The 20,778-nt window shown below is 40.3% G+C and carries 17 protein-coding genes; 12 read left to right on the plus strand and 5 right to left on the minus strand.

Annotated elements, in window-relative coordinates:
* Positions 1–218: 218 nt before the first annotated feature.
* A complete protein-coding gene (locus RHO15_00615; protein ID WVD64049.1) occupies positions 219–842 on the plus strand; it encodes a Fe-Mn family superoxide dismutase in 624 nt (207 codons plus the stop codon).
* A gap of 444 nt (positions 843–1,286) precedes the next feature.
* On the plus strand, positions 1,287–1,976 hold the full coding sequence (gene aqpZ / locus RHO15_00620; protein WVD64050.1) for an aquaporin Z: 690 nt from the start codon (positions 1,287–1,289) through the stop codon (positions 1,974–1,976).
* 68 nt (positions 1,977–2,044) lie between these two features.
* Here aqpZ and RHO15_00625 read toward each other — a convergent pair whose 3' ends face one another.
* On the minus strand, positions 2,045–4,060 hold the full coding sequence (locus tag RHO15_00625) for an LTA synthase family protein (GenBank protein WVD64051.1): 2,016 nt from the start codon (positions 4,058–4,060) through the stop codon (positions 2,045–2,047).
* A 310-nt stretch (positions 4,061–4,370) separates the two neighbouring features.
* Between RHO15_00625 and prfB the strand changes: the two genes are divergently transcribed.
* Entirely contained in the window at positions 4,371–5,417 is a 1,047-nt protein-coding gene (gene prfB / locus RHO15_00630; GenBank protein WVD64951.1) for a peptide chain release factor 2, read from the plus strand.
* Positions 5,418–5,437: 20 nt separating this feature from the next.
* Positions 5,438–6,961 carry a lysine--tRNA ligase gene (lysS, locus tag RHO15_00635; protein WVD64052.1) on the plus strand — a complete coding sequence of 508 codons (1,524 nt, stop codon included), beginning with the start codon at positions 5,438–5,440 and terminating at the stop codon, positions 6,959–6,961.
* A gap of 82 nt (positions 6,962–7,043) precedes the next feature.
* Here the strand turns inward: lysS and pnuC are convergent, their stop codons facing one another.
* Positions 7,044–7,772 (minus strand): nicotinamide riboside transporter PnuC, encoded by a 729-nt coding sequence (gene pnuC / locus RHO15_00640; protein WVD64053.1) that lies wholly within the window; start codon positions 7,770–7,772, stop codon positions 7,044–7,046.
* Positions 7,773–8,124: 352 nt separating this feature from the next.
* On the opposite strand from pnuC, the gene nirB reads away from it, so the two are divergent.
* From nirB to cysG, 3 genes are all read left to right on the plus strand, one after another.
* On the plus strand, positions 8,125–10,650 hold the full coding sequence (gene nirB / locus RHO15_00645) for a nitrite reductase large subunit NirB (protein WVD64054.1): 2,526 nt from the start codon (positions 8,125–8,127) through the stop codon (positions 10,648–10,650).
* Positions 10,651–10,659: 9 nt separating this feature from the next.
* Positions 10,660–10,986 (plus strand): nitrite reductase small subunit NirD, encoded by a 327-nt coding sequence (nirD, locus tag RHO15_00650; protein ID WVD64055.1) that lies wholly within the window; start codon positions 10,660–10,662, stop codon positions 10,984–10,986.
* Between the two features lie 293 nt (positions 10,987–11,279).
* The gene (gene cysG / locus RHO15_00655; GenBank protein ID WVD64056.1) at positions 11,280–12,653 is read left to right on the plus strand and encodes a siroheme synthase CysG; all 1,374 of its coding nucleotides are present in this window, start codon (positions 11,280–11,282) and stop codon (positions 12,651–12,653) included.
* A gap of 92 nt (positions 12,654–12,745) precedes the next feature.
* Here the strand turns inward: cysG and narL are convergent, their stop codons facing one another.
* Together narL and RHO15_00665 are read right to left on the minus strand one after the other, a co-directional pair.
* Positions 12,746–13,393 carry a two-component system response regulator NarL gene (gene narL / locus RHO15_00660; protein ID WVD64057.1) on the minus strand — a complete coding sequence of 216 codons (648 nt, stop codon included), beginning with the start codon at positions 13,391–13,393 and terminating at the stop codon, positions 12,746–12,748.
* Between the two features lie 47 nt (positions 13,394–13,440).
* On the minus strand, positions 13,441–15,183 hold the full coding sequence (locus RHO15_00665) for a histidine kinase (GenBank protein ID WVD64058.1): 1,743 nt from the start codon (positions 15,181–15,183) through the stop codon (positions 13,441–13,443).
* 343 nt (positions 15,184–15,526) lie between these two features.
* On the opposite strand from RHO15_00665, the gene rplU reads away from it, so the two are divergent.
* The 3 genes from rplU (at position 15,527) to cgtA (ending at position 17,690) form a co-directional block, all read left to right on the plus strand.
* Entirely contained in the window at positions 15,527–15,835 is a 309-nt protein-coding gene (rplU, locus tag RHO15_00670) for a 50S ribosomal protein L21 (GenBank protein WVD64059.1), read from the plus strand.
* 15 nt (positions 15,836–15,850) lie between these two features.
* On the plus strand, positions 15,851–16,108 hold the full coding sequence (rpmA, locus tag RHO15_00675) for a 50S ribosomal protein L27 (GenBank protein WVD64060.1): 258 nt from the start codon (positions 15,851–15,853) through the stop codon (positions 16,106–16,108).
* Positions 16,109–16,520: 412 nt separating this feature from the next.
* Entirely contained in the window at positions 16,521–17,690 is a 1,170-nt protein-coding gene (gene cgtA / locus RHO15_00680; GenBank protein WVD64061.1) for an Obg family GTPase CgtA, read from the plus strand.
* Positions 17,691–17,755: 65 nt separating this feature from the next.
* On the opposite strand, the gene RHO15_00685 is transcribed toward cgtA, so the two are convergent.
* Entirely contained in the window at positions 17,756–18,643 is an 888-nt protein-coding gene (locus RHO15_00685; GenBank protein ID WVD64062.1) for a hypothetical protein, read from the minus strand.
* Positions 18,644–19,269: 626 nt separating this feature from the next.
* Between RHO15_00685 and rppH the strand changes: the two genes are divergently transcribed.
* Both rppH and lgt read left to right on the plus strand, forming a co-directional pair.
* Positions 19,270–19,875, plus strand: a complete 606-nt coding sequence (rppH, locus tag RHO15_00690) for an RNA pyrophosphohydrolase (GenBank protein ID WVD64063.1) — start codon at positions 19,270–19,272, stop codon at positions 19,873–19,875.
* A gap of 38 nt (positions 19,876–19,913) precedes the next feature.
* Positions 19,914–20,777, plus strand: coding sequence for a prolipoprotein diacylglyceryl transferase (gene lgt, locus RHO15_00695; protein ID WVD64064.1), 864 nt, complete (start codon positions 19,914–19,916; stop codon positions 20,775–20,777).
* Position 20,778: the final 1 nt, after the last annotated feature.

The following is a 20,778-nucleotide window of genomic DNA, read 5'->3' on the forward strand; positions in this document are numbered from 1 at the left end:
TTTCGATTATTTTTCAAACAGGTCAGTGGGCAATTAATAATATGGCTCACCCCTTTTTAGTGCACTATTTAAACGATTTTAATGGTCTGAATTGGATAAGTAATAGCCTGAATCAATCTGATCGATAGCTTGAGAATCGTTTTTAGCACGCTTATACTGAACAAAATATCCACATCAATTTATGGATGATTATTATTCTAAAATAAAGGAGCAACGTCATGGCTTATACCCTTCCGGCATTACCTTATGCATACGATTCTTTAGAGCCTTACATGGATGTTGAAACAATGCATATCCATCATGATAAGCATCATCAAACCTATGTTAATAATGCCAACGCCGCGGTTGAAGGACTGCCAGCTGAACTACAAGCATTATCCGCTGAAGAACTATTAATGAATTTAGATAAAGTACCCGCAGAAAAATTGACTGCAGTAAAAAATAATGTTGGTGGTCATGTTAACCACAATTTTTTCTGGACGCTCTTAAAAGTCGGTACAGAATTAAAAGGTTCATTGAAAGCCGCAATCGAAAAAGATTTCGGTTCAGTGAATGTATTTAAAGAAGAATTTGCTAAAGCCGCAGCAGGACGTTTTGGTTCGGGCTGGGCATGGCTTATTAGTAAAAATGGTAAGTTATCTATCGTCTCCACCGCCAATCAAGATTCACCTATTATGGGAGAAAAATTTGCCGGTGTTGCCGGTAAACCACTCTTAACGATTGATGTTTGGGAACACGCTTATTATTTAAAATATCAAAATCGTCGCCCAGAGTTTATCACTAACTTCTGGAACATCGTTAACTGGGATAAAGTTGCCGAACTCTTTGAAGCAGCAAAATAATCTTGCATTAAAGAGATGATTTAATCTTTAAAAGACACGTTAAATTCAATCATTAACGTGTCTTTTTTATGTTGAGACTATTTTGTTAGAGCCGCTGTTTTACCTCAAATTGATTATCCAAGCCTAAGTAGTCGATAAGTACATCAATCTTTGAATAAGCTGGAATCAGACTATTTTCAATCAATTGCCTCGCCTTTCAAATTCGAGTAAGCTGAATATCAGCACTCTCATCATCACCTAGGTGATACAAATACAGTCGATCCTAGTCATGCGCAGAGAGGCTATTTTAATCTGCCGAAATTGACTAATATTCATAACCATGCCTATAATAATTTACACTTAATTTTCATAATTAACGTTTAGATTAAGATTGCTTTACATTAAGTGATTTTATTCTCCATTTCAGATTAACAATTATAATTATTATAAAGATAAGGGTTTATTATGTTTTCGCTAAAAACAAGATGTCTGGCTGAAACCTTCGGGACTTTTTGGCTAGTTTTGGGTGGATGTGGTAGTGCAGTTTTCGCAGCACCACATATTGGTATTCTTGGTGTTGCACTGGCATTTGGATTAACGGTTTTAACTATGGCCTATGCAATTGGTCATATTTCAGGCTGTCATCTTAATCCCGCAGTGACGATTGGTCTATTTGTCGGAAGACGTTTTCCAGCCAAAGAAGTGGTACCTTATATTATTGCCCAGCTCATTGGTGCAATTATTGCTGCTGCGGTCATTTATTTAATTGCTTCGGGTAAAGCAGGTTTTTCATTAGCGGATGGTTTCGCCGCTAATGGTGTTGGTGAGCATTCACCAGATAAATACTCAATGCTGTCAGGTTTTGTTTCTGAAGTCGTGATGACATTTGCATTTTTAATGATCATTATGGGTTCAACACACGGTAAAGCGCCAGTGGGCTTTGCACCTATCGCGATTGGTTTAGGCTTAACCCTGATCCATTTAATTAGCATTCCTATCACGAATACTTCAGTCAATCCTGCCCGTGCAACAAGCCAAGCACTATTTGTACAAGGCTGGGCACTTGATCAATTATGGATTTTCTGGGTCGCACCGATTATTGGTGCGGTATTAGCGGGTCTTATTTATCCGTTATTATGTAAGAATAAAGCGTAATTAATAGCTAATTATTTCAAGTTATCCTCAAGTATATAAAAAGGACGCTGATAGCGTCCTTTTTTATCTTACTCTGGTTGTTTGATCTGTTTAATCAGCTGCCAGTTTAATAATTTTGTCCACGCTTGCCACTTCTCCAGCGTTTGTTGTTGCACTGGCGTGATACTATCTGTGACTTTAACTCTTAAGCCATGCTCATCTTGCCATGACATAAACGTATTATTATTTAAATCGTAGGCACCTTGATCATCAATCACCACGTTCGGATTATAACCCACATTACACCATAATGAGGTCATTTGCTCAGCGACTAAATTACAGCCTGTTTGATAATAAGGCGTATCAGATAACGCTAATCCATACAGGGTTGGAAAGATATCTTTGTGGCTACCAATCCGATTTTTATCATAAACTGTATGGTATTGATAAGCAGTGGGTACATAAAGATAAAAAGGCACCGAATGGCTGAGTACTATCTCCTCAGGATTTGGATAGCCTATACCTCGCAAATTATGATCGCCTGTAGCCGCAACCAACGTGTGTTGACCTAGGGGCTGCGACTTAATCCAACTCATAAAATTACCGAGCTGGTCATTACTATATCGGAAAGTATTAAACATGCGCCGCACCTCATCTTCTGAGTCCATATTTTTTAATCTTACCAGCTCAGCAGGCGTAAAGGTATAACCAAAAACAGGATGATTTTTCGGTGGATGATAAGGCGGATGATTAGTAATTGACATCATCATGATCATCACATGCTCACCCGCCTTGTCGGCCTGTGCTAAACGTTTTTCAGCATATTTGAACATATACTCATCAGGTACACCCCAAGTGCCCACTTCCGCCTCGGGAAACTCGTGTAATAAGGTATTTTGCTCAATAAACTCGTCTACACCTAATTGAGGTAAAAACTGATTTAAATTACGCCATGCACCATTTCCAGCTGTAATATAGATAATCTTATAGCCTTTTGCTTTAAACGGTTTAAACATATTACTGATAAACAGCGCATCTTGTGCCGAAGATTGACTAATCTTATCGACAGGGCTACGGACAAAAAAGCGATTAAGCGAATCAATGGTTCCATCACCTTCAGAGACAAAACGTGAAAATAGCCAATCTTGTTGCCAGTGTTGACGTAGTGATCCCAGTAAATCACGATCTGGATTATCAAACTCAAACAGATGACTCCCCATACTTTCCATCACCGCAAGAACAACATGCGGAGGCTTAACTTCAGCCACGGGATTATCGGCTGTTTTACTCATAAAAATATTGACTGAATCCGGTTTGTTTTCACCAAAAAAGGTCTTTATCGCTTGCTGGCTTTGTGCGACAGGGATGAGGGTAAATTGATTATCCATCTGATAACCAGAATAAGCCCACTGCATCGCCATCAATCCATTCGGTACAAACATGTTGAGAACCGGATAACGTGAAATTTGTGCATCAGACTCTCTTAAAGGAAAAGTGCCTAATCCACCACGGCAACCAACAAAAATCAAGCCCAAAACCACCAGCGCCGCTATCAAACCAAGCCAAGTGGGTTGCTGACGATGAGGAAGTTTGAGAACAAACCGACACCACCAACGTGTTATTTTAGCAAACAGATAAGCACAAAGCATGAAGCCAATCAGCCCCCAAATAACCGGATAATCAGACCAGATAGTCTTAATAATCGCCGTGGTATCATCGTCAATCAGTCCAAAAATAAATACATCGATATGACGATCATAAGTGATGTAATAAAAGATATTCACCACCGTAAAAATCGTGATAATCATCAGCATAATGACGATTAAGACAGGAAGTAACTGCTGCCAACAGCGCGTTAACTTCCTTGAAAATAACGTGAATAAGGTCAAGACAAGTAATGAACCCAATGCGATACTGGTAGTACGAATATCAAAACGTAATCCTGTCAATAACAGGTCAATGATATCCCCTTTATACTGGGTCATTTTTTCGCTATTTACGTAAGAAAAAAGTAAAAATAGTCGTCCTGCTGACTGAATAATCACAGCCAATAGCCATGGCATAAACAGCATGGCGACAGCTTGTTTAAATCGAATAAACCACATAATTAACCCTTTTTGATCTTAATGATATTGGGATTTTTCCTATACAGATCTATATTCTGTTGTATAAATCCGTTAAAATACGCTGTTATTGTAAATAAAATTTGATAAATTGCACGATTATTAGTATTCGCAAGGCGTAACTTAAAGCGGGTAAATCATACCACTGCAAATGTTCATTTATTCAACAATTCAGTTTGTTACTTGTCTGATAGCAAGTAAAATGATTGTAGTGCAAAGTAAAGGGTAATCAAAATTAATATGTTTGAAATTAATCCAGTGAAAAATAAAATTACCGAACTGACAGAGCGAACTGCGGTTATTCGGAGGTATCTTTGACTATGATGGCAAGCGAGAGCGGCTCGAAGAAGTTAACGGTGAATTAGAACAACCCGATGTCTGGTCTCAGCCAGAAAAAGCACAAGCACTCGGTAAAGAACGCGTCGAGCTTGAAGCGATCATTTCGACAATCAATAACCTGTTACAAGGCCTTGATGATGTTGAAGGTTTACTGGAACTGGCCATCGAGGCCGAAGATCAAGATACTTTTAATGAAACAAATAACGAGTTACAGCAGTTAGAAGAAAAATTAGCCAAACTAGAATTTCGACGTATGTTCTCAGGCAATTATGATAGTGCTGATTGCTATTTAGACATACAAGCCGGATCAGGCGGTACTGAAGCGCAAGATTGGGCTGAAATGCTGCTAAGAATGTATCTTCGCTGGGCAGAAGCCAAAGGCTTTAAAACAGAGATTATTGAAGTCTCCGATGGCGATGTTGCTGGGATTAAGTCTGTCACGGTTAAAATCATTGGCGAATATGCGTTTGGCTGGCTAAGAACCGAAACCGGTGTGCATCGATTGGTACGCAAAAGCCCATTTGACTCAGGCAATCGTCGACATACCTCGTTTAGTTCCGCCTTTGTCTATCCGGAAGTAGACGATGATATTGATATCGAGATTAATCCAGCTGATTTACGCATCGATGTTTATCGTGCTTCTGGTGCTGGCGGTCAGCATGTGAATAAAACCGAATCTGCGGTTCGTATCACCCATATACCAACAGGGGTTGTGACACAGTGTCAAAATAATCGCTCTCAGCATAGCAATAAAGATCAAGCGATGAAACAGCTAAAAGCGAAATTATACGAACTGGAAATGCAGAAAAAAAATGCCGATAAGCAGCAGATGGAAGAGAACAAATCCGATATCGGCTGGGGAAGTCAAATTCGCTCATATGTACTAGATGACTCCCGCATTAAAGATTTACGTACAGGTGTCGAAACTCGCAATACGCAAGCCGTACTGGATGGTAGTTTAGACCAGTTCATTGTAGAAAGTTTAAAAGCAGGATTATAAACAGGTAATAAGGTAAAACCATGTCAACAGAAACTCAAGATCAAACCCAAAACAGCTTAGAAGAGTTAAATAATGAATTAAAAGCTCGTCGTGAAAAGCTGGCTCAGATCCGTGAACAAGGCATTGCATTTCCTAACGATTTTCGTCGTGATGCTATCTCAAACCAGCTTCACGCGAAATATGGTCATAAGACCAATGAAGAATTAGTGGAAAATAAGATCACTGTTGCTGTTGCTGGCCGTATGATGATGCGTCGTATCATGGGAAAAGCCTCATTTGTTTCACTGCAAGATGTCGGCGGGACGATTCAACTCTACGTGACCCGTGATGAATTACCTGAAGGTTTTTATAACGAACAATTTAAAAAATGGGACCTTGGCGATATCATTGCCGCTAAAGGTTATCTGTTTAAAACCAAAACTGGCGAACTGTCACTACATTGTGAAGAAGTACGTCTATTAACTAAAGCACTGCGCCCATTACCGGATAAATTCCATGGTCTGTCTGATCAGGAAACGCGTTATCGGCAGCGTTATCTTGATTTAATCACCAATGAAACGTCACGCAATACGTTTATTGCCCGTTCGACGATTGTCGCTGAAATTCGTCAATTTATGACGGAATTAAGCTTCATGGAAGTGGAAACACCGATGATGCAAGTGATTCCTGGCGGCGCCTCAGCCAAACCGTTTGTGACACATCATAATGCACTCGATCTGAATATGTTTTTACGTATTGCGCCAGAGCTCTATTTAAAACGTTTAGTCGTCGGTGGATTTGAGCGTGTTTATGAGATTAACCGAAATTTCCGTAATGAAGGGATCTCTCCACGTCACAATCCAGAATTCACCATGATGGAACTCTATATGGCCTATGCTGATTATCGAGATCTGATCGTGTTGACCGAGTCACTATTTAGACGTTTAGCCATTAAAGTTACCGGTAGTCCGGTCGTTGAGTATGGCGAACACACTTTTGACTTTGGTAAACCATTTATCAAAATGACCATGAAAGAAGCGATTGGCCACTACCGACCAGAAACCAACCTCAGTGATCTCGATGATTTCGCCAAAGCCAGTGCGATTGCAAAATCAGTGGGTATTGAGATTGAAAAAGGTTGGGGACTTGGGCGTATCGTCACGGAGATATTTGAGGAAGTGGCCGAAGCTAACTTAATTCAGCCAACCTTTATCACTGAATATCCAGCCGAGGTATCACCACTTGCTCGTCGTAACGATGACAATCCATCAGTGACCGATCGCTTCGAATTCTTTATTGGTGGCCGTGAAATTGGTAATGGCTTCTCCGAGCTTAATGACGCCGAAGATCAAGCCGAACGCTTTGCTGATCAAGTTCGTCAAAAAGATGCCGGTGATGATGAAGCGATGTTCTATGATGAAGACTATGTGACTGCACTTGAACATGGCTTGCCACCAACTGCGGGTTTAGGTATTGGCATCGATCGTACGGTGATGTTATTTACCAACAGTCATACAATTCGTGATGTTATCCTGTTTCCCGCACTGCGCCCTTCTGCTAAATAAGAAGATCTTCGTTTTTATCACGATAAAAAGCCGCTCTCATCAAGCGGCTTTTTTATCAAAACGCAGCCTCAACAAGCTTAAACTAATCTGCTGACAGCGGTTTTGAATGATTCTCGCGCGCTGATATCGACCAAAATCTTACGCCATTGAATGCAATAAAGGTTAAAATCACGTACTCAATCGCCATAGCATAGACGCCTTGTAATGAAAAAATCACAATCGAGATTAAATTAATCACTATCCATAAAATCCAGTTCTCCGCATATTTACGGGTCATTAAAATTTGTGCAACAATCGACAATACGGTCATGCTCGCATCCCAAAACGGGTAAGCATCGGGTTCTAATAGCGGCATATTGAGCTGAAAACCTAACGCATTAAATAACGTCACCACAATCTCAGCTAAAAAACCAAACACGGGATCAATATAAACAGTCAGCAACAAAATGGCCACAATACAGACGGCTAACCAACCAAAAACGTTCTTTCTCGGCATCCAACGGATTTGTAATTCAGCCTCTTGTGAATCAGACTTCAGCCGCGTCCAGGCATACCAACCATAAATATTCGCCACAAAGAAAAAGAGTTGTAGTAATAAGCTAGCATAAAGATTAATCTGGAAAAAAATGATAGCAAACAGACTGACATTTAGTAGACCAAATAGATAATTAATGGTTTTTTCAATACTGGCCAAATAGATACATAATAACCCACAAAGGGTACCGATCGCTTCAATATAGGAAAGCGCATAGCCATCAGCGCCAATAGGAATATAAACCAGCAGATTATCGATACTCAAAAAATCTATCATATGACGACCCTTTTAAATTAATAACTTGATTAAATGATATTTTAATCATCAGATAAAACCACGTTCAGTACATATCAAGTTTCGTTCACATCATCGTATTGATGATCTAATTACCGCTTAACTACACACATTTACTCACTATTTTGGCAGATTATTTTATCACAATATCTCAACTCACTGTGGTGGTTATTATCAGTAAATCGGCTATCGCCGATCTGGCACTCAACAATAATTTCTTTACATACCCCCTAAGTAGTAACCCTAAAGGATAATTATATTCTTGAATAGTTTCAATACAATGATAGGTAATGAATTAGAATAGCAAAATTTAAAATTAAAATTAGGAAAATTTATGAGCAAAATCAAACTGGTTATCATTGGTAACGGGATGGTTGGGCATCGTTTTGTTGAAGAATTGATCGATAAAGCGCCACCAGAACAATTTGATATAACGATTTTTTGTGCCGAAGCGCATAAAGCTTACGACCGCGTTCACCTATCATCGTACTTTTCTGGCCATACTGCCGAAGATCTGTCATTGGTGCGTGCTGGTTTTTATGAAACACATAACATCAATATCTTGATGAATGAATCGGCGATGTTTATTGATCGTCAAAATAAAACCGTACACTCACATACTGGTCGGGTCGTCAGTTATGATAAATTAATTTTAGCCACCGGTTCATATCCCTGGATCCCACCTATCAAAGGCGCTGAGGGAAGTGACTGTTATGTCTATCGTACACTCGAAGATCTCGATGCTATTGCCGCCTGTGCACAACACAGTAAGAAAGGCGCCGTCATTGGCGGTGGTTTACTCGGTTTAGAAGCGGCTGGCGCACTCAAAAACCTCGGTATTGAAGCACATGTAGTCGAATTTGCGCCGGTTTTGATGGCGGAACAATTAGATGCCATGGGTGGCGAGCAGCTGCGTAAAAAAATAGAAGATATGGGGGTTATCGTACATACCAGTAAAAATACCCAAGAAATCCTGCACCATGCACACGGCAAGACAATGGCCTTTGCGGATGGTTCTCAATTAGATATTGATTTTATTGTATTCTCAACCGGTATTCGCGCTCAGGATAAATTAGGTCGAGACAGCCAGCTGGCGATTGGCCCACGCGGTGGCATCGTGATTAATGATTACTGCCAAACCGACGATCCGGATATTTACGCGATCGGTGAGTGTGCCTGCTGGGGCGATCGTGTTTATGGACTGGTTGCACCGGGTTACAAAATGGCACAAGTCGCCGTCAGCCATTTGCTCAGTGCACCACAAACCTTTACTGGCGCAGATATGAGTGCGAAACTTAAACTGCTCGGGGTTGATGTAGGCAGTATTGGCGATGCGCGCGGACGTACGCCTGGCGCACGTAGCTATCTCTATCTGGATGAGAATAAAGCGATCTATAAACGCCTAATCGTCAGTCAGGATAATACCAAATTACTGGGCGCGGTATTAGTCGGTGATACCTCCGATTATGGTAATTTACTCCAGTTAATGCTCAACGCGATTGATCTACCCGAAAATCCAGATGCTTTAATCTTACCTGCCCATGCGGGAAATAAGCCGATGTTGGGCGTTGAATCATTGCCTGATTCTGCTCAGATCTGTTCATGTTATGATGTAACCAAAGGCCAAATTATCGCAGCAGTCGATGCTGGCTGTCATACTATTGCCGAAATTAAAGCCACCACCAAGGCCGGTACCGGCTGTGGCGGCTGTATTCCACTGGTGACCCAGGTCCTTAACGCTGAGCTCAGTAAAAAAGGCATTGAGGTCAACAACCATCTTTGTGAGCATTTCGCATTTTCACGTCAGGAGCTCTATCATCTGATCCGTGTTGAAGGGATTAAATCTTTCCAGCAATTGATCGCGAAGCACGGACAAGGTTATGGCTGTGAGATTTGCAAACCAACCGTCGCGTCATTGATGGCGTCATGTTGGAATGATTATGTATTAACCACCACGCTGGCACCACTTCAAGAGACTAATGATGCCTTTTTGGGCAATATTCAAAAAGATGGTACTTATTCCATCATTCCCCGTTCCGCTGGAGGTGAAATTACGCCTGAAGGCTTAATTGCCGTTGGTCAGGTCGCGCAAAAATATCATCTGTACTCAAAAATTACTGGCTCACAACGTATCGGTTTATTTGGTGCACATAAAGATGATTTACCCGCAATCTGGCAAGAGCTGATTGAAGCCGGCTTTGAAACTGGCCATGCGTATGCTAAAGCACTCCGTATGGCAAAAACTTGTGTGGGAAGTACCTGGTGTCGTTATGGTGTTGGCGATAGTGTTGGCTTTGGTGTAGAGATTGAACATCGTTATAAAGGTATTCGTTCACCGCATAAAATGAAAATTGGTGTATCTGGCTGTACCCGTGAATGCGCCGAAGCCCAAGGTAAAGATATTGGTTTGATTGCAACTGAAAAAGGCTGGAATATTTATGTCTGTGGTAATGGTGGTATGACGCCGCGTCATGGCGATCTATTAGCCAGCGATCTCGATCGTGAAATCGCGCTTAAATATTTAGATCGCTTTATGATGTTCTATATTCGCACCGCCGATAAATTACAGCGAACCTCACTCTGGTTAGAAAGTATGGAAGGCGGTATTGATTACCTGCAGCAGGTTATTATTCATGACAAATTAGGGATTAATAGTGAATTAGAAAATGAGATGACCCGTTTACGTAAATTAGTGGTGTGTGAGTGGAAAGAAACGGTCGAAAATCCAGCGTACCAAACACGCTTTAAGCAGTTCATTAACAGTGATGCGCGAGATAATTTGGTCCAAATGGTCCCGGAACGCGCTCAGCATCGACCGGCTAAGCCAGAAGAACGTACAACCACTCAGACGATGAAATAGGAGCCTCACATGAGTCAATGGATAACGATTTGCCAGATCGATGATATCTTGCCAGCAACCGGGGTTTGTGCGCTGGTTAATGAAGAGCATGTCGCGATATTTAGGCCTTCAAGCGATAAACAAGTTTATGCTATCAGCAATATTGATCCTTTTGCGCAAGCTAGCGTGTTATGCCGTGGATTAATTGCTGAGCATCAAGGCGATTTATGGGTTGCCAGTCCACTCAAAAAACAGCGTTTTCGCTTAAAAGACGGTCACTGTTTAGAAGATCCGCAGTTTAGTGTCAAATTTTACGCGGTCCGCATTGAAAATGACCAGATTCAGGTACAAGGCTAAACGTTTTTAGCACACCATTCCGATAATCTCTGATATCATTTTATTTTAATGTCGATTAGAATAAAATGATATTTTAATTTGAGCATGCAACTGAGCCTATCACCTATCAGATAGGCTATTGCACTATATTTTTTCCGCGATTAAATATCATCACTTAAATAAAATGGCATACAGATGAATAGGTCTTATCACTAAATCAAATGATAGGATCCTATTTTTGACACCTATCTATTGCTCACCATAGATGACAAATATGCTATACCTAAAATTAAATAAGTAACAGGAACGTCGTCATGGATTATTTACCTATTTTCTGCCAGCTCAAAAACAGAGCCTGCTTGCTGGTTGGTGGCGGTGAGGTTGCCGAACGAAAAGCACGCTTATTATTACAAGCAGGTGCCAATCTAACCGTAAGTGCGAAAACCTTCACTGAACCTTTTAAACACTGGCAACAATCGATGCAAGTGACGCTGGTGGAAGGTGAGTTTAACGAAACATTGCTTGATGAACAATGGTTAGTGATTGCCGCAACCAATGATCATCAGCTGAATCAGCAGATCAATCAAGCCTGTGAAAAACGCCAGCTATTTTGTAATGTTGTGGACTCACCAGCATGCGCGAGCTTTATTATGCCATCGATTATTGATAGATCGCCCTTGATTGTTGCTGTATCTTCTGGCGGCAGAGCCCCGGTACTTTCACGATTATTACGTGAAAAATTAGAAGCGATATTACCCCAGCATTTAGGTAAGCTAGCGACTTATGCGGGCTATTTAAGAGCGCGTGTAAAACAGTTTTATCACAGCATGACAGAAAGACGACGATTTTGGGAAAAATTATTTGTTCATGACCGATTAGCACAAGCATTAGCCAATAATGATGCAGAACAAGTGGACAAACTCACGCAAGATCTCTTTGCTGAACCAACCGACAAACGCGGTGAAGTTGTTTTAGTCGGCGCCGGTCCTGGTGACCCTAGCCTACTCACTTTAAAGGGCCTACAACAGATTCAACAAGCTGATATTGTGGTTTACGATCGCTTAGTTTCATCAGAGATTATGGCGCTAGTACGACGCGATGCGGAGCTGATTTTTGTCGGTAAGCAACCGGGATATCACTGCGTTCCACAAGCGCAGATCAATCAGATATTACTGGAACAAGCGCAAAAAGGTAAACGTGTAGTGCGTTTAAAAGGCGGCGATCCCTTTATCTTTGGCCGAGGAGGTGAAGAATTGGAAACCCTCCATCATGCCAATATTCCGTTCTCGGTTGTGCCAGGTATTACTTCGGCTTCCGGCTGCTCAGCCTATAGCGGTATTCCACTTAGCCATCGTGATTATGCCAATAGTATTCGTTTAATTACCGGCCATCTAAAAAATGGTAATGAGCTAAATTGGCAAAGCATCGCCTCAGAACAACAGACTCTGGTCTTTTATATGGGATTATCACAAGCAGAAAATATCCAAAAACAGCTTATGGCGCATGGTATGGATAAAAATATGCCAGTAGCCATCATTCAGCAAGGTACGTCAACCAAACAAAAAGTGTTTACCGGCACATTACAAGAACTGACTGAACTGGCCAAACTCGCCCATAGTCCAAGTTTAATGATTATTGGCGAAGTCGTACAATTACGCGATAAGCTTAATTGGTTTACGGGTATTTAAACTCAGCTTTAGACACAGACTCAGCGGCGACAATGGCCGCAGAGTCTGATCCTAGTGAAATTAGTGAGTCTCTGAGTAGCCAGAGATTCTGTTTAACGAGAATTGAGATACCAAACCGCAATTTCCATGCGTGATTTGAAATTCATTTTTTTAAAAATATTTTTAACGTGGACTTTGACTGTACTATCGACAATATTTAATTCGCGCGCAATCCGTTTATTCGACAATCCCTGGACCAATAAATTAAATATCTCTAATTCCCGAGGTGTAAGCAAACTCACATCATGAATAGCATCTTGCGATAATCCCGCTCCACTGAGATGTTCAAGCACAATTCGGGAAACCGTACTATCCATCTTAATTTTGCCTGCCGCCGCCTCTTGTAAGGCAAAAATCAAGTCTTCTGGCTCCATATCTTTCAATAAGTAACCATCAGCACCGTTTTTTAAGGCGGTGATAATATCTTGCCTGTCATCAGACACCGTAAACATAATAATTCGGCTAGACACGCCCGATTCCCGTAGCTGGCCTAAAATGGATAAACCACTGACATCACGTAAGTTGATATCGAGTAAAATAATATCGGGTTCATGCTCCTTTGCAATTGCCAGTCCGGTAACACCATCACCGGCTTCACCAGTGACTTGAAAAAGTGGTGAGGCATTGATTAATTGCTTAATTCCACTGCGTAGCATTGGGTGATCATCGATCAATAAAACGGATGTCTTAGCATGTTCCATAGCGATACTTCTAATGATTTTAAATGAATGTTCTCGGCAGTAAAGTGTTACTTTTCTGCCTGAATTTTATAGGTCACTGTTATTTTAGTACCCTGCCTGAATTGACTACTCACATTGAAATATCCCTGTAGTAAATCAACGCGATCTTGCATAATGATTAAACCATAATGCTCATCTTTTTTCCAGTTATCCGGTAAACCAATACCATTATCCTCAATGACCAGATTAACAATATTATCTGGTTGCAAAATAAGAGAGACATTGACCACACTGGCTTTGGCATGCTTATAGATATTATTGAGCGCTTCACGAATAATCTGTAACAGATGAATGGCATGCTGACTATCAATGATTTGTAGCGGCAAATGATAATTTAAATGAATCATAAAGCCCAATTTTTGATTAAATTCTTTAATTAACTCGAGCAAGCTAGCATAAAACCCGGTGCGATCGACTTTCAGCCTAAAGGTGGTAATCAGCTCTCGTAGCTGTGAATAAGCAATATTAATATCACGCCGCATGGTTTTAAGCAGTAACTCACTTTCCGGTGTGACAAAGTCGGTTTGCATCTGCAAACAACTAACATGAATTTTCAAACAGGACAATGACTGAGCAATTGAATCGTGTAACTCTCTGGCAATAGCCGATCGCTCCTTCATCAACAAGTAAGATTTTTGGTAATCGAGTTTTCTGGTTAATTCAACCGTCACTGTCATCTGCTCAATTAAGGTCGCTAATAATGCTTCTTGCTCTTGTGTCAGTACCGCCGGTTTGACGATATTGGCTGAAATAGCGCCATATTGATGTTCACCATTTTCTAATGGCCAGTATCGGCGAGTCTCCGGTTCATGCCCGATCTTTTGTTGCATGATGGCAAGCGGCCTATCTGCAAGCGGTTCTAACTCATCAGATTCATATAAATCAATCCGAAAATCACGTAATGGTACTAAAGTCTCAATCTCACTTAACACGATCGAAAAACGATCCAATAGGGGTAAAGTGGTATTGAGCACTTTTATCGCATGATAAAGAAAAGTCATCAGATCATTTTTGTACTGTAACAGCGCCGTTTTCTCGTTGACGCGCAGCTCCAGTAATTGATACTGAGATTCAATCTTGTCTGACATCTGATTAAAGGCTTCACCCAGTAACATAAACTCACTCGATCTCGCTTGTTTAGACTGAAAACGTTGTCCGAAATGATTTTGCGTAATAGCCTGAGCTAATAAAACAAGCTGCTTCCAGGGCTTTAAAATATAATGCCTTAAATAGCAAAACTGAATGACTAAAAAAAATAAAATCAGAATAATAAAAAAGATCTGAATATGGGTGATCTTTTGGATCTGTTGCTCGGTTTTTTGATCAATATGATTAACGAGTGCATTAATTTTTTCGACATATACAGCCACTGCCTCATTCACCTGATTGATGTGCTGAGCTTGCTTAAGTTGTACAAAAATATCATTCTGCCACTGCTGTTGTAATGCTAACAAATCATCCAATAAACCATAACGTGAAAGTATGGCTTGATTCTCTGGCGTCAAAAGCGGCTGACTAAAAGACTTCGCCTGATCAAGACTTGATACCGATAAAGGTACCTGACTCAGTAATTGATAGCTTTTCATCCGCAATAAACCGAGCTGATTAATACTATATGCACTACCTTGGGTATCCTGTGCAACGCGCATCGATAAAGAGAGGGCGAATAAGGCAATCACACCAAGACATGACATCCAAAATGTCAGCCAGTGAATAATCGATGTACGCGCAGTAACGCTATTTTTTATCATAATTAAACGCTCAATTACCAACCAGTATCAACACAAACTCTGCATATTCTATAATAGATATTGGCGATACAGAAATAAGTTTTACCGTGATAAGCTAGGAAGGGCCAACAGTACAATATGCGCTTTTATATCCCACCCTATAAAATTTTATAACTGACATAAATTAACGATGGATCAAGCCTTTAAATGATGATACTGCATATCAATCAAACATTAAGACTAATTAATTTTGATCTTTTTATAATGACCGCTTGCAAGTCATTTGATTTTTGCGTAAAATTCACGCCCTATATGATTAATCTATGCAGACATTAAGATCTGCTTATATATTGCGGAGTTTAGTATGTACGCAGTTTTTCAAAGTGGTGGTAAACAACACCGAGTTAGCGAAGGACAAATCGTTCGCTTGGAAAAACTAGAAGTCGAAACCGGTTCTCAAATCGTTTTTGATAAAGTTTTAATGGTAGCAAATGGTGAAGACATCAAAGTTGGTGCTCCGTTTGTTGATGGTGCAACAATTAAAGCAGAAATTGTTGAACACGGTCGTGGTGACAAAATTAAGATTGTTAAATTCCGTCGCCGTAAACATTACCGTAAACAGCAAGGTCACCGTCAGTGGTTTACTGATGTGAAGATCACTGCAATTGCTTAATAGGAGTAACTAAAAATGGCTCATAAGAAAGCTGGTGGTTCGTCACGTAACGGTCGTGATTCCCAAAGTAAACGTTTAGGTGTTAAACGTTTTGGTGGTCAAGAAATTCTTGCAGGAAATATCCTAGTACGTCAGCGTGGAACTCAGTTCCATGCAGGTGAAAATGTTGGTTGTGGTCGTGACCATACCCTATTCGCCCTAATTGATGGTCAGGTTAAATTCGAAGTTAAAGGACCTAAAAATCGTCGTTATATTAGCGTTGTTGCTAGTTAATTACTGATTGATACTGTCTATAAGCCTCGCAATATCTATTGCGGGGCTTTTTATATTTAGGTATACAGATAAAATAAAAGGTTATCGTTACTGTCACGACCAATATGATTCTTTCTGTCTCATCAATGTTTAAATCAATAATGAATGATTTATCAGCCAACTGACTTAAATCAGTCAATCTTTTACAAAATGGGCCATTAAGCACAAAGCCGCTAACCATTTAGTTTAGTCAGAAAACGCGCTTTTTCGTCCGAAATTTTCTGTTATACTGACACAATCTGACAATATTTGAGTTGGATGCAATTAACCTATCATACGCATACGATCAGGATTTATGGTTGGTACCATGATATATCAATCCAATATTGCATCTAAAAAATTTACTTATCAAATCACAAGATGGAGATAAGCGATGAAGTTCGTTGATGAAGCGTCAATTCGCGTTGAAGCGGGTGACGGAGGCAATGGCTGTTTAGGCTTTCGCCGTGAAAAATATATCCCTAAAGGAGGACCTGATGGGGGTGATGGCGGCGATGGTGGCGATGTCTATTTTATTGCCGATGAGAACCTTAACACACTGATTGACTTTCGCTTTGAAAAAGCCTACCGGGCAGAGCGTGGCCAAAATGGCCGAGGGTCTGATTGTACTGGCCGAAGAGGTGCCGATGCAACAGTAAGAGTACCGGTTGGTACACGTATTACCGATCAATATACAGGCGAAATCGTTGGTGACTTAACCACGCATGACCAGAAGATTCTGGTGGCTAAAGGTGGCTTCCATGGACTGGGTAATGCACGTTTCAAATCATCAATCAATCGAGCGCCACGTCAAACAACCAATGGTACACCCGGAGAAAAACGCGATTTACTGCTAGAATTATTATTACTTGCTGATGTCGGTATGCTGGGTCTACCGAATGCTGGCAAATCAACCTTTATCCGCGCAGTTTCAGCGGCAAAGCCTAAAGTTGCCGATTATCCATTCACCACCTTAGTCCCGAGTCTTGGTGTCGTACGTATGGATAATGAACAAAGTTTTGTAGTGGCTGATATTCCTGGCTTAATCGAAGGCGCATCGGAAGGGGCCGGCCTGGGTATTCGTTTCCTTAAACATCTTGAACGTTGCCGTATATTGGTTCATCTGATCGATATCGCACCGATTGATGATTCAGATCCGATTGAAAATGCAAAAGTCATCTGGCAAGAGTTAGAACAGTACAGTGAAAAACTGGCTAAAAAACCACGTTGGTTAGTCTTTAATAAAATGGATGTTTTAGGTCAGGAAGCGTCAGAACAACGAGCGAAAGAAATTGCCCAAGCGCTGGGTTGGACTGATACGCATTATGTCATTTCTGCCGCCAATCGTGAAGGCACGAAAGCACTATGTTGGGATCTGATGCACTTTATTAATGAGCATCCTCGTGAATTAGAAGAGATCGATGAACCGGAAAAAATCGAATTCATGTGGGATGATTACCATCAAAAAGCTCTTGAAGAGATACCGGTCGAGGATGACGATGATGATTTTGATGACTGGGATGAAGCAGACGAAGAAGGCATCGAATTTATCTACAAAAAGTAATATTGATTGAGCAATAGCAAATCAAAAAAAGAGGCGTGAATATCACGCCTTTTTTTATGGATAGATTAACGATAAGTAATCGTGCGAGTCATCACATCATCACCATTTTCAGAAGTGAGTTTGATCCAATCACCGCGTTGATTAATATCGACGCGTGTAAAAGACTCATCAATTTTTTTATCCGCCTCAGTTAAGGCGGAATCGTTCATCGAATAAAGCTCAGTGGCCTGAAAACCCATTAATTGGCCCTGTGCATTATAATCGTAATTGGCATCAGCTTGTGCTTCTAATGTGGGTAAAATGATACGTTCATGTTGAATATGGCCTTGCGTATCATACTGGTATAAACTTTGTAGTTCTAAACCATTTAAGATGTAATACATACTGATTAACTGATAGGCTGAATTATACGCAAAGGGACTTTTGAAAAAGTCTTGGTTAATATCAATATTGCTATCAGACAACGTACAACTGGTAATCAAATGGTGCTGATCAGTGTTATAAATGATGGTCATTTGGATATTATTGGTCACGTTATGAATATCTTCTTGCCAGTGATCATCTTGATACTTAATCTCACCGGTTAAGTAAGCTTGTCCCTTATTTGAGTAAGTATACAGATAGCTAGTAATTAAACCTTCATTATTATAGCTGATTGTTTTCTCAATTTTATTATCACCTTTAGTCTTAATAATTACCTGTTTTGTCATCGGATTGGGGCTATAGGCCTCAACGGTACGGGTCAAAATTAATTGATTATTGATCATAATCTGGTTGATTGGCATCGCGGTTACATCCTGCGGTTTGTTCTCAACTAATCCTTCATCTTCTGTCGATATATTTTGCCCAGATACACTATTTTGTTCCGTTGTTGCCTCATGCTTTTGACCAGAATCACATCCGGATAAGATCAATGCGGCGGCAATCATCGGCATAAGAAAATGTTGTTTCATATTTTTTCCTTATCGTTGAAACTGAAATAAAAAGCTATTCACTGAACGTGATATTATGTTGCCAGATTAATCATATGCTAAAAAATCTATTTCTGCCTCTCCTTTTCACTCAATAAAAAAATAAGCTGAGATTAGCGTAAAAACATCGAGACAAAGCATACATGCTCTATTTAGCAGTCATTCTTAGGTAAATTATTGATAGTTTATCCGGTTCTATTTTAGAAAAACATCAGTATTTTTTCTCAAAATACTATCCGCATAACCTCAAGTTTTTAGTGAACAGTACTTGACACCGCAAATGATAACAATTATCATTTGCATGTGTCTTATAGAGATCATCTCTCGTTCTTTTAAGGCATGACATTGCTCACATTGCTTCCAATGTTTCGCCAGATTGTGATAACACAATCTGGCTTTTTTATTAAGCCTCATTCAATATCCTCCGATTATCATCGTAAAATTCGCTTTAAATTATCGGACAAAACATGATTGTTAACAGCGCTATCGTCATTAAAATAGCCTCATCGTAGAGATAATTTTAGATTTTTTCACGATATGCTGTTTACCAAACAACAGTTGTATGAAACAATCTAGCCAAGAAAATTTTAGCTTTTTTGAGGTAGTCAGTGATCGATAATGATGGCTACCGTCCAAATGTAGGAATAATAATTTGTAATCGATATGGTCAGGTTCTCTGGGCTCGGCGTTTTGGGCAGAATTCCTGGCAGTTTCCTCAGGGCGGAATAAAACAAAATGAAACGCCTGAACAGGCAATGTTTCGTGAATTAAATGAAGAAGTGGGTTTAACTGCAAAAGATGTCAAAATTCTTGCCGTCACAAATGGTTGGTTACGCTATAAACTCCCTAAACGGATGATTCGTTGGGAAAATACCCCTGTCTGCATTGGTCAAAAACAGAAATGGTTCTTATTAGAGTTAATCACTAATGAGAAAAATATCAATCTGAACGTCTGTCCTGCACCAGAATTTGATAACTGGTGTTGGGTGAGCTATTGGTATCCTATTCGTCAGGTCATTGCTTTTAAGCGTGACGTTTACCGTAAAGCGATGAAAGAGTTTGCCGTGCACGTCTTTTCGATTGAAAAAGAGAGTGGCATAAAAACAGAGCCAGCTCAACCGCCAGTGGTGAAAGAGAGTGCGGAGAAGAAATCGAAGCACAATAAACGACGCTTCGGTTTTCTTAATCGCAAAAGACAGCATAAACGACATTAATGCACTAATGTACTAAATTTAAATTGGATAATAAAAATATGACACAATGCTTAATTGCTCCCCAATTTGATCCTATTGCTTTTAGTATTGGCCCGATCTCATTACACTGGTATGGTGTCATGTATCTACTGGGCGTACTTTTTGCTTTGTGGCTGGGAAATAGACGTATCAAACGCCATGAAGTCAGTATCAAAAAATCAGAATTTGAAAATTTACTCTTTTTTGGTTTTATTGGTATCTTTATTTGCGGCCGACTTGGCTACGTGATGTTCTATAATTTTGCCGAATTTATGGCCAATCCACTCAGCCTCTTTTATGTTTGGCAGGGGGGCATGTCGTTCCATGGTGGTCTGGTCGGTTCGTTAATTGTTATGCTCATTTTTGCTAAAAAGACCCATCGTAATTTCTTTGTCGTCGCCGATTTTGTAGCCCCTTTAATTCCGGTTGGCTTAGGTGCAGGACGCTTAGGCAACTTCATTAATGGTGAATTATGGGGACGCGTAACTGACTCGGCGGTGGGGATGATCTTCCCACATGCTAAAATGGCTGATGCCATGATAGTCAATGCCAACCCCAGCTTAGTTGAGACATTCAATCTCTGTCATGAAGCACTCCCCCGTCATCCGTCACAGCTCTATGAGCTAGCACTGGAGGGGATTGTTTTATTTATTATCTTAAATCTGTTTATTCGCAAACCAAGACCGATGGGGAGTGTATCTGGACTATTCTTACTCTTTTATGGCCTGTTCCGCTTTATTATCGAGTTCTTTAGAGAACCCGACCAACAGCTCGGCTTATTCGGTCAGTTTATCAGTATGGGACAAATTCTTTCTTTGCCAATGATTATCGCCGGCCTTGCTATCGTGATCTGGGCTTATAAAGCGAATAAAGTAAATATTTAAA

This window comes from Orbaceae bacterium lpD01 (assembly GCA_036251705.1).
Taxonomy (GTDB): Bacteria; Pseudomonadota; Gammaproteobacteria; order Enterobacterales; family Orbaceae; genus Utexia; species Utexia brackfieldae.